Origin of the sequence: Streptomyces sp. NBC_01241, from assembly GCF_041435435.1 — a bacterium.
Lineage (GTDB): Bacteria > Actinomycetota > Actinomycetes > Streptomycetales > Streptomycetaceae > Streptomyces.
In genome coordinates this window covers 3,488,413-3,503,387 of record NZ_CP108494.1, presented here as the reverse complement: position 1 = coordinate 3,503,387, position 14,975 = coordinate 3,488,413, and the positions used below count along the sequence as shown (strand labels likewise).

Genomic DNA, 14,975 nt, shown 5'->3' with positions numbered 1-14,975 from the left:
CCTTTTCTTGAAAGTTTAACTAGATAGAGCTAAGGTCTCGGGAGGTAGGAGCTTGAAGTTTAAAGAATCCTTCCTTCTCAAAGACACCTGTAAAAGACTTACCTCGATCAGCAGCGGATGGGGAGTGTCATGACTGTCACCGCGGAGCGCATGCCCGCCCTCTATCTCTCCCACGGCGCACCGCCGCTGGCCGACGACCCGCTCTGGCCCGGCGAACTGGCCGCCTGGTCCGCCTCTCTGCCCCGCCCCCGCGCGATCCTGATGGTCTCCGCACACTGGGAGGAGGCCCCGCTCGCCCTCGGCGCCACGGAGGCGGTCCCGCTCGTGTACGACTTCTGGGGATTCCCCGAGCACTATTACCAGGTGCGGTACGCGGCCCCGGGCGCCCCGGCGCTGGCCGAGAACGTACGCAAGCTGCTGCGCGGTGCCGGCATGCCGGTCCAGGACATCCCGGACCGCGGGCTCGACCACGGGGCGTACGTCCCGCTGGTGGAGATGTTCCCCGACGCCGACATCCCCGTACTCCAGATCTCCATGCCGACCCTGGACCCGCAGCGGCTGATGGACATCGGGCGCAAGCTCGCGCCGCTGCGCGACGAGGGCGTCCTGATCGTCGGCAGCGGCTTCTTCACGCACAACCTGGCCGCCCTGCGGCACGCGGGCGGTGGCACCCCCGGCTGGTCGGCGGAGTTCGATGACTGGGGGAACCGGGCGCTCCAGGCGCAGGACATCGACGCCCTGCTGGACTTCGAGCACAAGTCCCCGGCAGGTCGGCTGGCCCACCCGCGCACCGAGCACTTCGCGCCGCTCTTCGTGACGCTCGGCGCGTCGGGGAACGAACTGGACCGGGGTCGCAGTGTCATCGACGGGTTCTGGATGGGACTCGCGAAGCGGTCGGTGCAGTTCGGCTGAGGGCCGGTGCAGTTCGGCTGAGGCCGACGGCGAGCGGAGCCGGGCGGCCCGTGGCGCCCGCGGCCCGCAACGGGCGGCGGGCCCGGTCCGCGTTGGGGTCGGGGGTCCGCGTTGGGGTCGGGCCGGGGCCGGGCTCTAGGGTCGCGGTCCCAGCCGCTTCTCGTACCAGGCCACGTCCCAGTACGTGCCGAACTTCCGGCCCACCTCGGCGTACGTGCCGACGTGGCGGAAGCCGAAGCGCTCGTGCAGTCGGACCGAGGCGTCGTTGGGCTGAGTGATGCCCGCGTACGCGCGATGCAGGTCCTGACCGGCCAGCGCCTCGAACAGTGACGAGTAGAGGAGCGTGCCGATGCCGCGGCCGGTGGCCGACGGAGCGCAGTACACGCTCACCTCGACCGAGGTCGCGTACGCCGGCTTGGGGCGGAATGCGCTGCTGGTGGCATAGCCCAGGATCGAGGCGGGGCCGACAATACGGACATCCTGAGCAACCTGGAGACGGTGCGGGCCGTCTTCAGGGTGGGAACGAAGCCACGGCAGACGCCGTTCAGGTGTAAAGGGGTCCGTATCGAATGTGAGCGCGGTCTCACGCATGTAATGGTTGTAGATGTCCGTGAGTGCCGCCAAATCACCTTCGGTGCCCGGCCTGACCAGCGCTTTTGTCCGGGCGTTCGGCATGCGATCTCCCCTCGTGGCGGCACAGGGTACTGCATGATCGCGAAAATGAATGCCAGGCATGGGAATTCTGTCCGGATTCCAGTCGTTGTTTCCATCGGATGCAGGGCACCCGAGAGGGTGTCGCGACCTACTCAGCAAGGGAGCACGCATGGCAACCCGTGCCGTCGCCCGTCGTTCGTCCGCCACCGGTGGGACCAGCCGGGCAAGCAGTGTTCGCGCCTCGGGCGGAGAGATCGCCGACCGCGACCTGGTCGGCATGTACCTGGACGAGATCGCGCGTACGCCGCTACTGGATGCCGCGAAGGAGGTCGAGCTGTCGCAGATCGTCGAGGCGGGTGTGTACGCGCGGCAGATTCTCGACGGTACGGTGGAGAGCGAAGCCGGCGGAGCATCACGCGCGGAGCTGGAGGCGCTGGTCGCCGAGGGCGAGCGCGCCAAGGACGTATTCATCCGTTCCAACCTCCGACTCGTCGTTGCTGTCGCCCGCCGCTATCCGCGGGCCGGGCTGCCTCTGCTCGACCTGATCCAGGAGGGCAACGCGGGCCTGGTGCGCGCGGTCGAGAAGTTCGACTACGCCAAGGGCTTCAAGTTCTCCACGTATGCGACGTGGTGGATCCGTCAGGCCATCACCCGTTCCATAGCCGACCAGTCCCGTACGATCCGGCTCCCCGTCCACCTGGTGGAGGAGCTCGGCCGGATACGCCGGGTGCAGCGCGAATTCAACCGCGAGCACGGGCGCGAGCCGGAGCACGCGGAAATAGCCGCCGAGCTGGACTCCACGCCGGGGCGCGTGGGCGACGTCCTGGACTGGGCTCGTGACCCGGTCAGCCTCAACATGTCCGTCGACGACGAGGGCGAGACGCAGTTCGGCGATCTGCTGGAGGACACCTCCGCGGTGTCACCCGAGCAGTCGGTGATGACGCTGCTGCGCAGCGAGGAACTGGAGGACCTGATCGGCAAGCTCGACAACCGCACCGCGTCGATCATCCGTATGCGGTACGGCATCGAGGACGGCCGCGAGCGGACCCTCACGGAGGTGGGCAAGCAGCACGGCCTGACCCGTGAGCGGATCCGGCAGATCGAGAAGCACGCGCTGCTCGAACTGAAGCGAATGGCCCACGACACGGGTTTTGACGCTGCGGCCTGAGCCTCGGTCCAGTATCCTCCCAAATAGGTCGCTTCGCGTGACCCCCTGAGCTGAGTCCCGGCGCCCACCCCCCCCTGGCGCCGGGGCTCATTCTTTTTTGGCACTCGCACGTCTTTTGGCTCTCGCACGCATTTTGGTGCTCGCAGGTATTTTTTTGACGCTCGGCCGTCGGCCGTCGGCCGTTGCCCGGCGGTCGCCCGGCCGTCGCCCCTGGACGCGTCCGGCGGGCAATGAGTCAGCGCGCCGTCGCGCGAGTCAGGCGGGCGCCCAGATCGCCCAGATACTCCACCAGCTGCGGCGGTTCGTGGGCGGTGAACTCGCAGTCCACCAGCGCGAGTCGGAGCGCCAACCACTCGAGCGAGTCCGACAGCACCGCCCGCAGCCGGCAGCTGTTCTCGCCGGTCCGCTCCAGCGGGCCGAACGAGGCGGGCAGCCGCGCCGACACGAAGTCCACCGGGGCCGCGAAGTCCACATCCACCGCCAGCTCCGGCTGCCGCCGGGTGATCGAGCCGGCGAGGAACTCCGCCGCGTCCCCCGTGGGCAGCTCACGCGGTGTGAACCGCGTCCCGGTCGCGAAAGGCTCGCTGACCCGGTCGACCCGGAACGTACGCCAGTCCTCGCGCACCAGGTCGTACGCGACGAGATACCAGCGCCACCCCGTGCTCACCAGCCGGTACGGTTCGGCCTCCCGCTTCGTCTCCGCGCCGTCGCCCGCGCGGTAGGCGAACCGCAGCCGCTCCCGGCCGGTGACCGCCGACGCCATCACCGTCAGCGTGTGCGGATCGATCGTCGAGCCGTCGCCACGGGTCAGCGGCATCGTCGCGTTCTGCAGGGTCGAGACCCGGTACCGCAACCGCGACGGCAGCACCTGCTCCAGCTTCGCCAGAGCCCGCACGGACGCCTCGTCGACCCCCTCGATGGCATGCCCGGCACCCGCCCGCAGGCCGACCGCGATGGCTACCGCCTCCTCGTCGTCGAGGAGCAGCGGCGGCATGGCGGTGCCGGCGACGAGGCGGTAGCCGCCGACCGAACCGCGTGAGGCCTCGACCGGATAGCCGAGTTCGCGGAGCCGGTCGATGTCGCGACGGATGGTGCGCGGGCTGACGTCGAGCCGCTCGGCGAGCTCGCTGCCCGGCCACTCGCGAGGCGTCTGGAGGAGCGACAGCAGGTTCAGCAGTCGTGCCGGGGTGTCCGTCATGGGCCCATCCTCGTGTCCGGGTGCCGGTGTGTCCGGGTGTCGGTCGTCTCACCAGGTTGCCCGTCCATTGGGTCATGACCTGTCCTAATGGGTGTTTAGCTTCTTCTCATGACTTCTTCCGCATCTCCGCCGTCCACGGCATCCGGGCCCACGGTGTCCTCGGACCCGTCGGACCGGCGACGCTGGTTCGCGCTCGCCATCGTGATGACCGCGGCCTTCATGGACCTGGTCGACGTCACGATCGTCAACATCGCCGTCCCGAGCATCCAGAAGGACACCGGGGCCTCGTTCAGCTCGATCCAGTGGATCACCGCCGGGTACGCCCTGGCCTTCGCGGCCGGGCTGATCACCGGCGGCCGGCTGGGCGACATCTACGGCCGCAAGCGGCTGTTCCTCATCGGCATAGGCGGTTTCACGCTGGCCTCCGCACTCTGCGGATTCGCGATGAATCCGGAGATGCTGGTCGCTTCCCGCATCCTTCAGGGCGGTACCGCCGCGCTGATGGTTCCGCAGGTGCTGTCGATCGTGCACGCCACCTTCCCGGCGCACGAGCGCGGCAAGGTCTTCGGCCTCTTCGGTGCGATCGTCGGCCTCGGCGCCGTGCTGGGACCGCTGCTGGGCGCGCTGCTCACCGAGTGGAACATCGCCGGTCTTCAATGGCGACCGATCTTCCTGATCAACCTGCCGGTCGGCCTCGTCGGCCTCGTCCTGGGCCGGAAGTTCATCACCGAATCCAGGGCGCCGAAGGCGCTCCGGCTCGACCTGATCGGCGTCGCCCTGGTGACGCTGGGGCTCCTGATGCTGATCTACCCGCTGACCCGTGGCCGCGAGCTGGGCTGGCCGCTGTGGGGCTATGCGTCGATGATCGGCAGCCTGCTGGTTTTCCTGGTCCTGGTGGTGTTCGAGCGGCAGAAGGCGCGCAAGGACGGTTCGCCGCTCGTGGAACTGTCGCTGTTCCGGGTCAAGAGCTTCGCGGCGGGCATCGCCGTGCAGCTGGCCTTCGGTGTCGGACTCGGCATCTTCTTCCTGGTCTGGACGCTGTACATGCAGAAGGGGCTCGGCTGGAGCGCGCTGCGGGCCGGCACGACCGGTATCCCGTTCTCGATCGCCGTCTCGTTCGCCGCCGGGATCTCCGTACAGAAGCTGGTGCCCCGCTTCGGCCGCAAGGTCCTCCAGACCGGCGCGCTGCTGATGATCATCGGCCTGCTCCTCTACATCTGGGAGTCCGACCGGTACGGCATGGACATCACGTCCTGGCAGATGGCGCTGCCGCTCGTGGTCATGGGCGCCGGCATGGGCCTGATCGTGGCCCCGCTGACGGACATGGTGCTGTCCGAGGTGCCCAAGGAACACTCCGGTTCGGCCTCCGGGCTGATCAACACCGTGCAGCAGATGGGCAACGCGCTCGGGCTCGGACTGGTCTCGGTCGTCTTCTTCAGTTCGATCGGGGACCGGCTGACGCCGCAGCAGATGGGCCCGGCCTTCGCAGAGGGGTTCCAGCACTCGCTGTGGTGGGTGGCCGGAGTGCTCGCGGTGATCTTCCTGGTGATGTTCGCGCTGCCCGCCCGGCCGCGGCGGCACGCGGAGGGCGGCGGCGAGGGCGCGGACGCCACGGACGAAGCCGTGGACCACGGGCATGCGGACGACGCGACCCCGGACACGCTGGCCGGATCCGCGCACGCCGTGGACAAGCCCGAGCTCGGCAAGGAGCCCGCCTTCACTCCCTGATGCTCCGGCGTTGCTCCGGCGTGGAGAAGGGCGACGGTGCCCGCATCCCCCGAGGGGGTGCGGGAACCGTCGCCGTTTGCTCCTCGCCGCTTCTCGCCCGGGTCCCCTCGGGTCCCCTCGGGTCCCCTCGGGTCCCCTCGGGTCCCCTCGGGTCAGCAGATGCGTGTGCGGCTCTCCATGGCCCCGCGCGCGGAGTCCTCGTCGCCGTACACCTCGCACATGTGGCGGCCGTCCGGCGTGGCCGTGTGCTCGACCTCCCACAGGCTCGTCTCGCTGCCGTCGAGGAGCAGGAAGGCGTGCTCGTACAGCGTGAATCCGGCGTCCCGCCCGTCCACCTGGCACTGCCGGCCGAAGACCTGGGTGATGTGGTGGGCGAATGCGGCGCGCAGCAGCCGGGCGGTCGCCTCGCCGGGGCAGTCGCTGTTCTCCGCGCGGCGCAGGACGCGGCGGGCATGGTCGGCGGAGTTGTCAGGGGCGTACATCCGGGGCAGCGGGACCGGGGGAGCCGCCATCAGGACCGTGAGTATCTCCAGGTCGCCCTGAGGCCCGTCCTCCCCGAACACCGGGACGTCACCGAAGCCGCCGGTCAGCCGCGCGGCGGCGATATGGGCATCGGTCTCGTCGTCGTACAGCTCGTGGTGCCGGAGGTCGGGCTCCGTCCGGGAGCGCGGGGCCATCGGGCTCCGCGGACCGCCGTGCACCAGCTCCCACAGCGTGAGGGGAGTGCCGTCGGACAGCAGATATGTGTGCCGGTAGGTCTCGCGGTGGAGTACGGAACTGTGGTGCGAGGAGTGCAGGGAACTGCTGTGGGCGAGTGCGGTACCGAGTCTCTCGACCGTGCTGTCGGGCAGGTCGAAAGAGTTGAGTGCCCGTCGCAGGAGTCGCTCGAGGTGCTGCTCGGTTGTCTCGTACGGATCGCTCAAGGTGCTGTCTCCAGGCCGTCGCCGCGTGTTACTTGGTGCGTGCTTAACGTAGTCCCTGGGTCCGACATCGTGACCGGGGTTCAGGAAAACGTATGACGCACGCAGATGGTTCCTGGCGGTTCATCCGAACTTTCTTACCCGGCAGGTGAGTCGAGGTCCGGGCGGCTTTGCGGCGACGGCCGTGACGGGGACCGGCTCGCGCCGTAGAGATCACTGTACGCGGGGTAGCTGCCCTCGCCGGGGTGGCCGTTGACGCTTTGAGCTGCGCGGACGGCCTTCACGATGGCACGGGTCAGCGCGTCCGCGCCGGCCGCCAGGAGGTCGTTGAGCGCGATCGGGTTCTGCGGATCCAGTGACCGGACGCCGGTGGCCAGCGAGAAAACGGTGTCCCCATCGGTCAGCAGATGCACGGGGCGGACGGCGCGCGCCAGTCCGTCGTGCGCCGTACCCGCGAGCTTCTGCGCCTGGGCCCGGGTGAGGTCGGCGTCCGTGGCGACGACCGCGAGCGTGGTGTTGAGCGGGGGCCGTGCGTCCGCCTCCCGGGCCTCGGCCAGGCGCTGTCGCGCCGCACGGTGGACCTCGGGCGCGGGGGGTACCGGAGGTTCGGCGGCGCCGTACTCCCCGTACAGCACCCCGGTCCGCGGATCGATCACCGAACCCGCCGCGTTCACCACGACGAGCGCGCCCACCGTGATCCCGGACGCCAGCCGCACGCTTGCCGTGCCGACCCCGCCCTTGAGCTGCCCGGCGACCGCCCCCGTACCGGCGCCGACATTCCCCTCGGAGACCGGCGCCCCGGTTTCCGTACCCGCCGCGTCCACCACCGCCGCGCGACCGGTCGACGCGTCCGGGCGGGCCCGCCAGTCGCCGCCCCGCCCCAGGTCGAAGACGCACGCGGCCGGAACGACCGGCACCACCTGCGCGGGGTCGGGCCCGACCCGCACCCCGCGACCCTGTTCCTCCAGCCAGGCCATCACGCCGGACGCAGCGTCCAGGCCGTACGCGCTGCCGCCCGTCAGGACGACCGCATCGATGCGCTGCACCAGATTGCGCGGATCGAGCGCGTCCGTCTCCCGGGTGCCGGGGCCGCCACCGCGTACGTCGACGGCCGCGATCGCGCCGCCCTCGGGGGCGAGGACGACGGTGGTGCCGCTCAGCGCGCCCGCGCCCGGCACCTGCGCATGGCCGACGCGCAGCCCGGCCACATCGGTGAGCGCGTCGAGCGGCCCGGCGGACGGCGGCGGCGTGTGCTGCACGGCGGAGAGGCCGGTCGGCTCGTGCGGTTCTTGCGTCATCACGTGCTCCTCACAGGTTTCACCACGGGCAGCTCACCACTCGCCGTCCGCGGGGGCGCCGCACCATATCTGTGTGCTCACCCCGCCACCGCGGGCCGCCGGGACGGCAGTACCCCCACGGCCACGGTCGCCGCAGCCATCAGGCCGGCCGCGAACACGGCCCACTCCCTGGCGAACGTACCGGCCAGGATCGCCAGCGCGGCCACGGGGAGGGGCAGTTGCTCCGCGAGATCGCGCTTGAAGTGGCGGGCGTGCAGCGCCCACACCGTCAGCAGGAAGAGCACGGAGGGCACGGTCACCGCGGCGGCGGCCACCGTCGTTGGGACCCACGGCCTCCTCCACCGCGAGCTCGAGGCCCGAGCCGATCGCGGCCGCGGAGCCGAAGATCAGGAAGTGTCCGTATCTCCAGATGAACACCGACGATCCGCTGCACCGCGTGGTCACGTTCGTGCAGATCACCGGTGTGCTCGTCCTCGTCGCCGGGGTGCCGCGCGCCTTCGACGCGGGCGGCTGGACGGTTGCACCGTCTGGGTCACCGCGCTCCATGCCCGGCGCATGTTCAAGGCCGGCCAGGAGAGCGAACGCTCCTCGAAACTGACGGCCTGGCTGGTCCTGGCCATGACCGTCGTCATCGGACAGCTCCGGGGCCCGACCGTCATCGTCGACGCGTGGATGGAGGGCGACACCGGCACGGCCTGGTGGGGCGCCGGTTTCCTCTGTCCGCCGTTCCTCGTCGTCCTCGGGCTGTGGCTGCCCGCCCCCGAAGGACCGCTGACCGTCGACGTTCCTCTGACTGTCGACGTTCCTCTGATCACAGACGTCCGGCTGACGGCCGCCGCGCCGCGGGCCGTCGCCGTACCCTGGATGCATGAGCACCGCCCCCGCCCCCGGCTCGCGCGATTCGAAGCCGTCCCAGCCGGAACAGTCGAAACCCGAACCGGCTCTGATCTTCGACGATCCGCTGGACCAGCAGTCCGCGGACGATACGGACCGAGGGTGGGGCGAGCGGGCCCCGGCCGGCGGCAGCGCCGCCGATTTGGCACGCTTCCTCGACGAGAAGCCGCCCCACCACATCTGAGCCCCCGCTCCGTGGTGGTCCGACGACGCTGCTGTCGGTCCTCCCGCGCACCGAGCCCCGCAGGGTCCTGATGCTGACTGTCCCTCAGTACGCATCAGCACAGGGTCACCGCGAGCCTGGCGGAGATGCCGGCACCGGCCAGCGATGCGGCCGTGCCCCGCGGTACGGACAGCACGATCAACGCACCGTCCTCCGCGGAACCTTCGGCCGGGGCCTGCGGTACGTCCACCACTCGCGCGCCCTTCGCCAGCACCCGGGCGTCGGATCCGGTTCTCTCGGCGGCGATGACATCGACGCGGTCGCCCGGCCGTAACAGCCGCACCGTCCCCGCATCCGCGATCCGGACCGGTGCGGACACCAACGGAGCCGTCCCCCGCGCCCGCTCCGCCGCCGCCCGGGCCGCACCCCCTGCCTCTGCACCCGAACCATGCCCGGAATCGCCGCCCCCGCCGCTCCCGCCCAGCCCCGTCGCGGCCAGCGCCGCAGCAGTCAGGGCCAGTCCGGCGGCCATGGTGTGGCGTTGCCGCCACAGTGCCCGCCGCAATCGGTGCCCACCGCCTCCGCGCACCCGCAACGGTTCGAACGCGGGCACGCCACACGGCGGGGGAGCAGATGCCGGAGGCCCTGGAGCCATCGTCGGAGCGGACCGCCCGGAGCGTGACGGGAACGGCGGGAACGGCGGGGACGGCGGGGACTGCCGGAACGGCGGGGAGGAGTGGGGTGTCTGTGACGACGGGAACATGGTCAGCACCACCTGGCGTGAGGAGTTTCGGACGAACAGCCCTCACGATCCACCGTCCGCGAGTTTCCCGCCGAAGCCTGTGGACAGCCCCGGTGTTGTGGATAACTCCGTCACCCGGCCACCTCCTGGTCGCCCCCGGCCCCCGGCCCCTGGCCGTCCCGACCGCCCTGGCCGCCCCGACTGTCCCGGCTGCCCCGGCTAAGGAAGCTCGATCCCCGTCTCCAGCCCGTCCAGCGCACGCGAGCACGGGCAGTCGCGGTCCGCCTCGGCGGGCAGCGCGGCCACCACGCCGAAGAGCACGGCGCGCAGCCGGTCCACATTGGCCGCGAACACCTTCAGTACATCGCCGTGCGAGACGCCCTCCCCGGCCTCCGCCCCGGCGTCCAGGTCCGTCACCAGCGTCATCGTCGTGTAGCAGAGGCCCAGTTCACGGGCGAGGATTGCCTCCGGGTGCCCCGTCATCCCGACCACCGACCAGCCCATCGCCGCATGCCAGCGCGACTCCGCCCGGGTCGAGAAGCGCGGCCCCTCGACGACCACCAGCGTCCCGCCGTCCACCGGCTCCCAGCGCTTCGCGCGAGCCGCCGTCAGCGCCGCCCTGCGTCCCTCGGGGCAGTACGGGTCGGCGAAGCCCAGATGCAGGACATTCGGCTCCGCGCCATCGGCCCGGATCTCTCCGTCGTAGAACGTCTGCGTACGAGCCTTGGTGCGGTCCACCATCTGGTCGGGTACGAGCAGCGTGCCCGGTCCGTACTCCGGACGCAGTCCGCCCACCGCGCACGGGCCGAGTACCTGTCGTACGCCGACGGAACGCAGCGCCCACATGTTGGCCCGGTAGTTGATGCGGTGCGGCGGCAGATGGTGCCCGCGTCCGTGGCGGGGAAGGAAGGCGACCCGGCGGCCGCCGACCTCGCCCAGGAAGAGGGAGTCGCTCGGCTGTCCGTACGGGGTGTCCACACGCAGCTCCGTGACGTCCTCCAGGAAGGAGTACAGGCCCGAGCCGCCGATGACACCGATCTCTGCATTCGCCATGCGATCACAGTAGCGGCGCGGAAATACGCCGGGGACCCCGCCGAACGGATCGGCGGGGTCCCCGGGGAAGCGCGGTGCGGGTCAGGCGGCCGACGTACCACTCGTCGAGGACGAAGAGGACGAAGAGGATGAAGAAGAAGACGTCGAAGTCGAAGAAGAGGACGACGACGAAGACGCGGCAGCCGAGGAGGAGGCGGACGACTTCGCGTCCGACCCCGTCGACGACGAATCGGAACCGGTCGCCTTCGCCGAGGACGACGCCGGCGCGCTGCTCGACGAGGAGCCACGGCTGTCGTTCCGGTAGAAACCGGAACCCTTGAAGACAATGCCGACCGCCGAGAACACCTTCTTCAGGCGTCCTTCGCAACTCGGGCACACGGTCAGGGCATCATCGGTGAACTTCTGCACCGCCTCGAGGCCCTCGCCGCATTCGGTGCACTGGTACTGATAGGTCGGCACTTGTCTTCCTCCTGGCACTCTCACTCGATGAGTGCTAACAGTCGTCCATGGTAACTGCTGCGGGCCGCTGTTTGCAGTAACGTCTGTCACCTGCCCGGTGGGCAGCGGTCAGGGTTCGGCCGTCGTGAGGGCCGTCGGCCCGGGTGAGAAGGCTGCCACATCATGCGGCGCCCGAGCCCGCAGGAGTCCGCATGAGTCACACCGGCGCATTGCGCCGACTCCGCGGTTCCAGTCGTTCCAGCGGCTACCGCGGGTCCCATGGGATTCGAGTGATTCGAGCACAGGAATCGTCATTCTCCGGCCGTGACAGCATCGCGGCGAACCGCACCTCGCGCGGCCGTGACGGTCGCGCGGGCCGGTGCCAGCCTTGAACGCAGCGCGACGAGTACGACCAGTGCGAGTACGGTCCCGACCAGTGGCACGACGAAACCGGTGCTCGCGCCGTGGGCGTCCGCGAGCCGTCCGGCGACCGTCACCGCGGCCGCCTGGCCGAGAGCGATCGAGCCCGTCAGCCAGGTGAACGCCTCGGTCCGGGCGGAGTCCGGAACCAGCGCCTCCACCAGCGTGTAGCCGCTGATCAGGGCCGGGGCGATGGACAGCCCGACCAGCAGTCCGAGCCCGGCCAGCAGCGGCACGGAGTGCACCGCCCACAGTCCGGACGCGGTCAGGGTCAACGCCGCGTACCCGACGATCAGCCGCCGCCGCGGCCCGATCTTCCAGGCGATGGCACCACAGGCGATCCCGGCCAGCATGTTGCCGGCCGCGAAGACCCCGTACAGCAGGCCGTTCGCCCCCGGTCGGCCGATCTCCTCGGCGAAGGCGGTCAGCGAGACCTGCATGCCGCCGAAGACCGCGCCGATCCCCAGGAAGGCCACCGCGAGCACCCGGACACCCGGTACGGACAGTGCGGACGCGTGCCGCCGGGAGGTGCCGGGCGTGGTGTTGCGCACCGCGGGCTGGGTGCGGCGCTGCGCAGCGAAGAGCAGTCCGCCGACCAGGGTCAGCCCGGCCTCCGTGATCAGGCCTGCCGCCGGGTGCACCCCCGTGCACAGCGCGGTGGCGAGCACCGGGCCGATGACGAAGGTGAACTCGTCCGTCACCGATTCGAACGCGGCCGCGGTGGACAGCAACGGTGAAGCCTCGCGGCCCGGTGCCGCGCCCAGCAGGGCCGCCCAGCGGGCCCGGACCATCGGCCCGACCTGCGGAACCGACGCACCGGTCGGCACGGCAGCCGCGAACAGCGCCCACAGGGGCGCGTCCGCCAGCGCGAGCGCCGTCAGTGCCGACACGGACGCCGCGTGCACCAGGACACCGGGCAGCAGCACGGCGCGTTGGCCGAAACGGTCGGCGAGCTTACCGGTCTGCGGCGCGAACAGGGCCATGGAGACACCGGTCATGGCGGCGACGGAGCCCGCGCTGCCGTACGAGCCGGTGGTGTGCTGAACCAGGAGCACGATGCCGATCGTCAGCATCGCGAAGGGCTGCCGTGCGGCGAAGCCCGGAAGGAGAAACGTCCACGCACCGGGGGTGCGCAGCAACTGCCCGTAACCGGGGCGGTCGGAGACCGTGGATGCCACGGTCCATGCCTTTCTGCCGCCTGGTGGCAGAGCTCCCGGAGCCGGCCGGCACGGGTGGTGCGGGCACGTACGGGTGCTGCCGAGAGCTGTCCTCTTCGCGCGGAACTGCGGTAGATGCCGGGCGCTCAGCAGAGGCGGAGGACGCCACGACCGCCATACGGTCGCGCCAGCTCTGCATCAGGCAGAGTTGGTCGTTCGAGTTGGTCGTTCGAGTTGGTCGTTCGAGTGGGGTGTTTGTGTGGAGCGTTCGCGTGGGGGTGTTCGGGTTGGCCGTCGGGCCGACCGGCCCCGTCCGTAGTAAGGGCCGAACAGGCCTCCTTGATGATACAGGCGGACGCCCCCGCACACCTCTGATTGTGCAGTGGGCCTCCGCCCCCGCCTCGGATCGCCCCGCCTCGGATCGCCCCGCCTCGGATCGGCAGCACATGGGCCCTTGACCCGCGGCCACCTTCACCCCCGGTGACGTAGGAGCATCACAGGACGCAGGAGTCTCAGGTGACGCAGGAATCTCACCGGTGCGCTTTCGGTCCGTCGGTCTTCCCGCGCTTCGTCACGGTCTTCAGCGCGTGCGCCACATCCTGTGCCACATGATTTCCGGCGAGGCTTTCGCCGCCCGTGCCGGTCGTCCCCAGCCAGCCCGCGAGCTTGCCGCCCTCGCCGACCGCGCGCAGCCGCTCCTCCGCGGCGTCGCGCACCGGGTCGGTGGTGACCACCAGCAGTTCGTCGCCGTGCCGCAGTGCGGTCGACGGCGCCGGTACGAAGCTCTTCCCGTCCCGTACGACCAGCGTGACCGCGGCTCCGGCGGGCAACCGCAGCTCCCCGACCTCCACGCCGTGCATCTTTGACTTCCCGGGGATCGCCACCGACAGCAGATGGCCGCGCAACCGCTCCAGCGGCGCCGATTCGATGCCCAGGTCGGAGGCCTCGGCCGGATCCTCGGCGATCTTCAGGGCCTTCGCCAGCCAGGGCAGGGTCGGTCCCTGGATGACGGTGTAGACGACGACGAGCACGAAGACGATGTTGAAGACCCGGGTGGAGCCCTCGATCCCGGACACCATCGGAATGGTCGCCAGGATGATGGGTACGGCGCCGCGCAGCCCCGCCCAGGACATGAGCGCCTTCTCCTGCCACGGCAGCCGGAACGGCGCCAGCGAGATGAAGACCTCCAGCGGCCGTGCGACCACGGTCAGGACCAGTCCCACGATGACCGCGGGCCAGAAGTCGGCGTACAGATCGTGCGGCGTGACCAGAAGTCCGAGCAGCACGAACATGCCGATCTGGGCCAGCCAGCCGAGCCCGTCGGCGAATCCGCGGGTGGCGGGCCAGTGCGGCAGCTTGGCGTTGCCGAGGATCACCGCGGCCAGGTAGACGGCGAGGAAGCCACTGCCATGGGCCATGGCGCCCGCCGCGTACGCGGACACCGCGATCGCCATCACGGCGATCGGGTACAGGCCGGACGCGGGCAACGCGACATGGCGCAGTCCGAACGAGCCGAGCCAGCCGACGGCGAGACCGACGGCCGCGCCGATCGCGAGTTCCAGGGCTATCTCGCCGACCAGTACGTACCAGCTGTCCACCGATCCCTTGGCCGAGAAGGCCACCACCAGGATCACCACAGGGGCGTCGTTGAAGCCGGACTCGGCCTCCAGTACACCCGTGATGCGGGCGGGCAGCGGCACCTTGCGCAGGACGGAGAAGACCGCGGCGGCGTCCGTCGACGAGACGACCGCGCCGATGATCAGTGACTGCCGCCAGTCCAGGCCGACCAGGTAATGGGCTCCGGCCGCGGTGACGCCGACACTCACCGCGACGCCGACGATCGAGAGCATCGCCGCGGCCGGCAGCGCGGGCTTGATCTCTTTCCACTTCGTGCCCAGGCCGCCCTCGGCGAGGATCACGACCAGTGCGGCGTAGCCGATCACCTGGGTCAGTTCGGCGTTGTTGAACGTGACGTCGAAGATGCCGTCCTGCCCTATGGCGATCCCGATGCCCAGGTACAGGAGCAGGCTGGGGAGCCCGCTGCGGGACGAGATGCGGACCGCCGCCACCGCGACGAGCAGGACGAGTGAGCAGACGAGCAGGAGTTCGTTGAGCGCGTGGACAGTCAGTGGCCGTTCCTTCCCTGCGTACGCCTGCCGAATCGACCTTCGGCATCGGCTGTTCCCCGCCGACACTTCGTTACCTTACCTAATCTTTAACGCTTTCTTGA

Annotated in this window: 15 protein-coding genes and 1 pseudogene; 6 read left to right on the top strand and 10 right to left on the bottom strand. The window is 70.1% G+C overall.

The genetic code is table 11. The features are described from left to right. The first annotated feature begins 129 nt into the window (after positions 1-129). Positions 130-912 (top strand): dioxygenase family protein, encoded by a 783-nt coding sequence (locus OG306_RS15380; RefSeq protein WP_266906352.1) that lies wholly within the window; start codon positions 130-132, stop codon positions 910-912. Between the two features lie 135 nt (positions 913-1,047). Here the strand turns inward: OG306_RS15380 and OG306_RS15375 are convergent, their stop codons facing one another. Next, positions 1,048-1,587, bottom strand: coding sequence for a GNAT family N-acetyltransferase (locus tag OG306_RS15375; protein ID WP_371665381.1), 540 nt, complete (start codon positions 1,585-1,587; stop codon positions 1,048-1,050). 148 nt (positions 1,588-1,735) lie between these two features. Between OG306_RS15375 and OG306_RS15370 the strand changes: the two genes are divergently transcribed. Beyond that, positions 1,736-2,734 (top strand): sigma-70 family RNA polymerase sigma factor, encoded by a 999-nt coding sequence (locus tag OG306_RS15370; protein ID WP_266746739.1) that lies wholly within the window; start codon positions 1,736-1,738, stop codon positions 2,732-2,734. A gap of 235 nt (positions 2,735-2,969) precedes the next feature. On the opposite strand, the gene OG306_RS15365 is transcribed toward OG306_RS15370, so the two are convergent. After that, positions 2,970-3,932, bottom strand: a complete 963-nt coding sequence (locus OG306_RS15365; protein ID WP_266746738.1) for a helix-turn-helix transcriptional regulator — start codon at positions 3,930-3,932, stop codon at positions 2,970-2,972. A 108-nt stretch (positions 3,933-4,040) separates the two neighbouring features. Between OG306_RS15365 and OG306_RS15360 the strand changes: the two genes are divergently transcribed. Continuing rightward, positions 4,041-5,660, top strand: a complete 1,620-nt coding sequence (locus OG306_RS15360) for an MFS transporter (RefSeq protein ID WP_266746737.1) — start codon at positions 4,041-4,043, stop codon at positions 5,658-5,660. Between the two features lie 152 nt (positions 5,661-5,812). Here OG306_RS15360 and OG306_RS15355 read toward each other — a convergent pair whose 3' ends face one another. From OG306_RS15355 to OG306_RS15345, 3 genes are all read right to left on the bottom strand, one after another. Further along, entirely contained in the window at positions 5,813-6,583 is a 771-nt protein-coding gene (locus OG306_RS15355; RefSeq protein ID WP_266746736.1) for a DUF6227 family protein, read from the bottom strand. Between the two features lie 134 nt (positions 6,584-6,717). Next, complete coding sequence (locus tag OG306_RS15350) at positions 6,718-7,878, bottom strand: P1 family peptidase (protein WP_266906354.1); 1,161 nt, start codon at positions 7,876-7,878, stop codon at positions 6,718-6,720. Between the two features lie 77 nt (positions 7,879-7,955). Continuing rightward, a complete protein-coding gene (locus OG306_RS15345) occupies positions 7,956-8,177 on the bottom strand; it encodes a hypothetical protein (protein WP_371665380.1) in 222 nt (73 codons plus the stop codon). A gap of 110 nt (positions 8,178-8,287) precedes the next feature. On the opposite strand from OG306_RS15345, the gene OG306_RS15340 reads away from it, so the two are divergent. The 3 genes and pseudogenes from OG306_RS15340 to OG306_RS15330 all read left to right on the top strand — a co-directional run bounded on the left by OG306_RS15340 (position 8,288) and on the right by OG306_RS15330 (position 8,956). Then, positions 8,288-8,476, top strand: coding sequence for a hypothetical protein (locus OG306_RS15340; protein ID WP_371665379.1), 189 nt, complete (start codon positions 8,288-8,290; stop codon positions 8,474-8,476). Further along, positions 8,449-8,643 (top strand): annotated as a pseudogene (locus OG306_RS15335) (hypothetical protein); the annotation flags it as partial. The gene OG306_RS15340 and the pseudogene OG306_RS15335, both read left to right, overlap by 28 nt. Positions 8,644-8,746: 103 nt before the next feature. Continuing rightward, positions 8,747-8,956 (top strand): hypothetical protein, encoded by a 210-nt coding sequence (locus OG306_RS15330; RefSeq protein WP_266906356.1) that lies wholly within the window; start codon positions 8,747-8,749, stop codon positions 8,954-8,956. Positions 8,957-9,050: 94 nt separating this feature from the next. Here the strand turns inward: OG306_RS15330 and OG306_RS15325 are convergent, their stop codons facing one another. The 5 genes from OG306_RS15325 to OG306_RS15305 form a co-directional block, all read right to left on the bottom strand. Continuing rightward, positions 9,051-9,467 (bottom strand): hypothetical protein, encoded by a 417-nt coding sequence (locus tag OG306_RS15325; RefSeq protein WP_266746733.1) that lies wholly within the window; start codon positions 9,465-9,467, stop codon positions 9,051-9,053. Positions 9,468-9,896: 429 nt separating this feature from the next. Then, on the bottom strand, positions 9,897-10,730 hold the full coding sequence (locus tag OG306_RS15320; RefSeq protein ID WP_266746732.1) for an S-methyl-5'-thioadenosine phosphorylase: 834 nt from the start codon (positions 10,728-10,730) through the stop codon (positions 9,897-9,899). 81 nt (positions 10,731-10,811) lie between these two features. Continuing rightward, positions 10,812-11,189 carry an FmdB family zinc ribbon protein gene (locus tag OG306_RS15315; protein ID WP_266746731.1) on the bottom strand — a complete coding sequence of 126 codons (378 nt, stop codon included), beginning with the start codon at positions 11,187-11,189 and terminating at the stop codon, positions 10,812-10,814. A 290-nt stretch (positions 11,190-11,479) separates the two neighbouring features. Then, complete coding sequence (locus OG306_RS15310; RefSeq protein WP_266906358.1) at positions 11,480-12,766, bottom strand: MFS transporter; 1,287 nt, start codon at positions 12,764-12,766, stop codon at positions 11,480-11,482. A 509-nt stretch (positions 12,767-13,275) separates the two neighbouring features. Beyond that, on the bottom strand, positions 13,276-14,814 hold the full coding sequence (locus OG306_RS15305) for a potassium/proton antiporter (protein WP_266752215.1): 1,539 nt from the start codon (positions 14,812-14,814) through the stop codon (positions 13,276-13,278). Between the last annotated feature and the right edge of the window lie 161 nt (positions 14,815-14,975).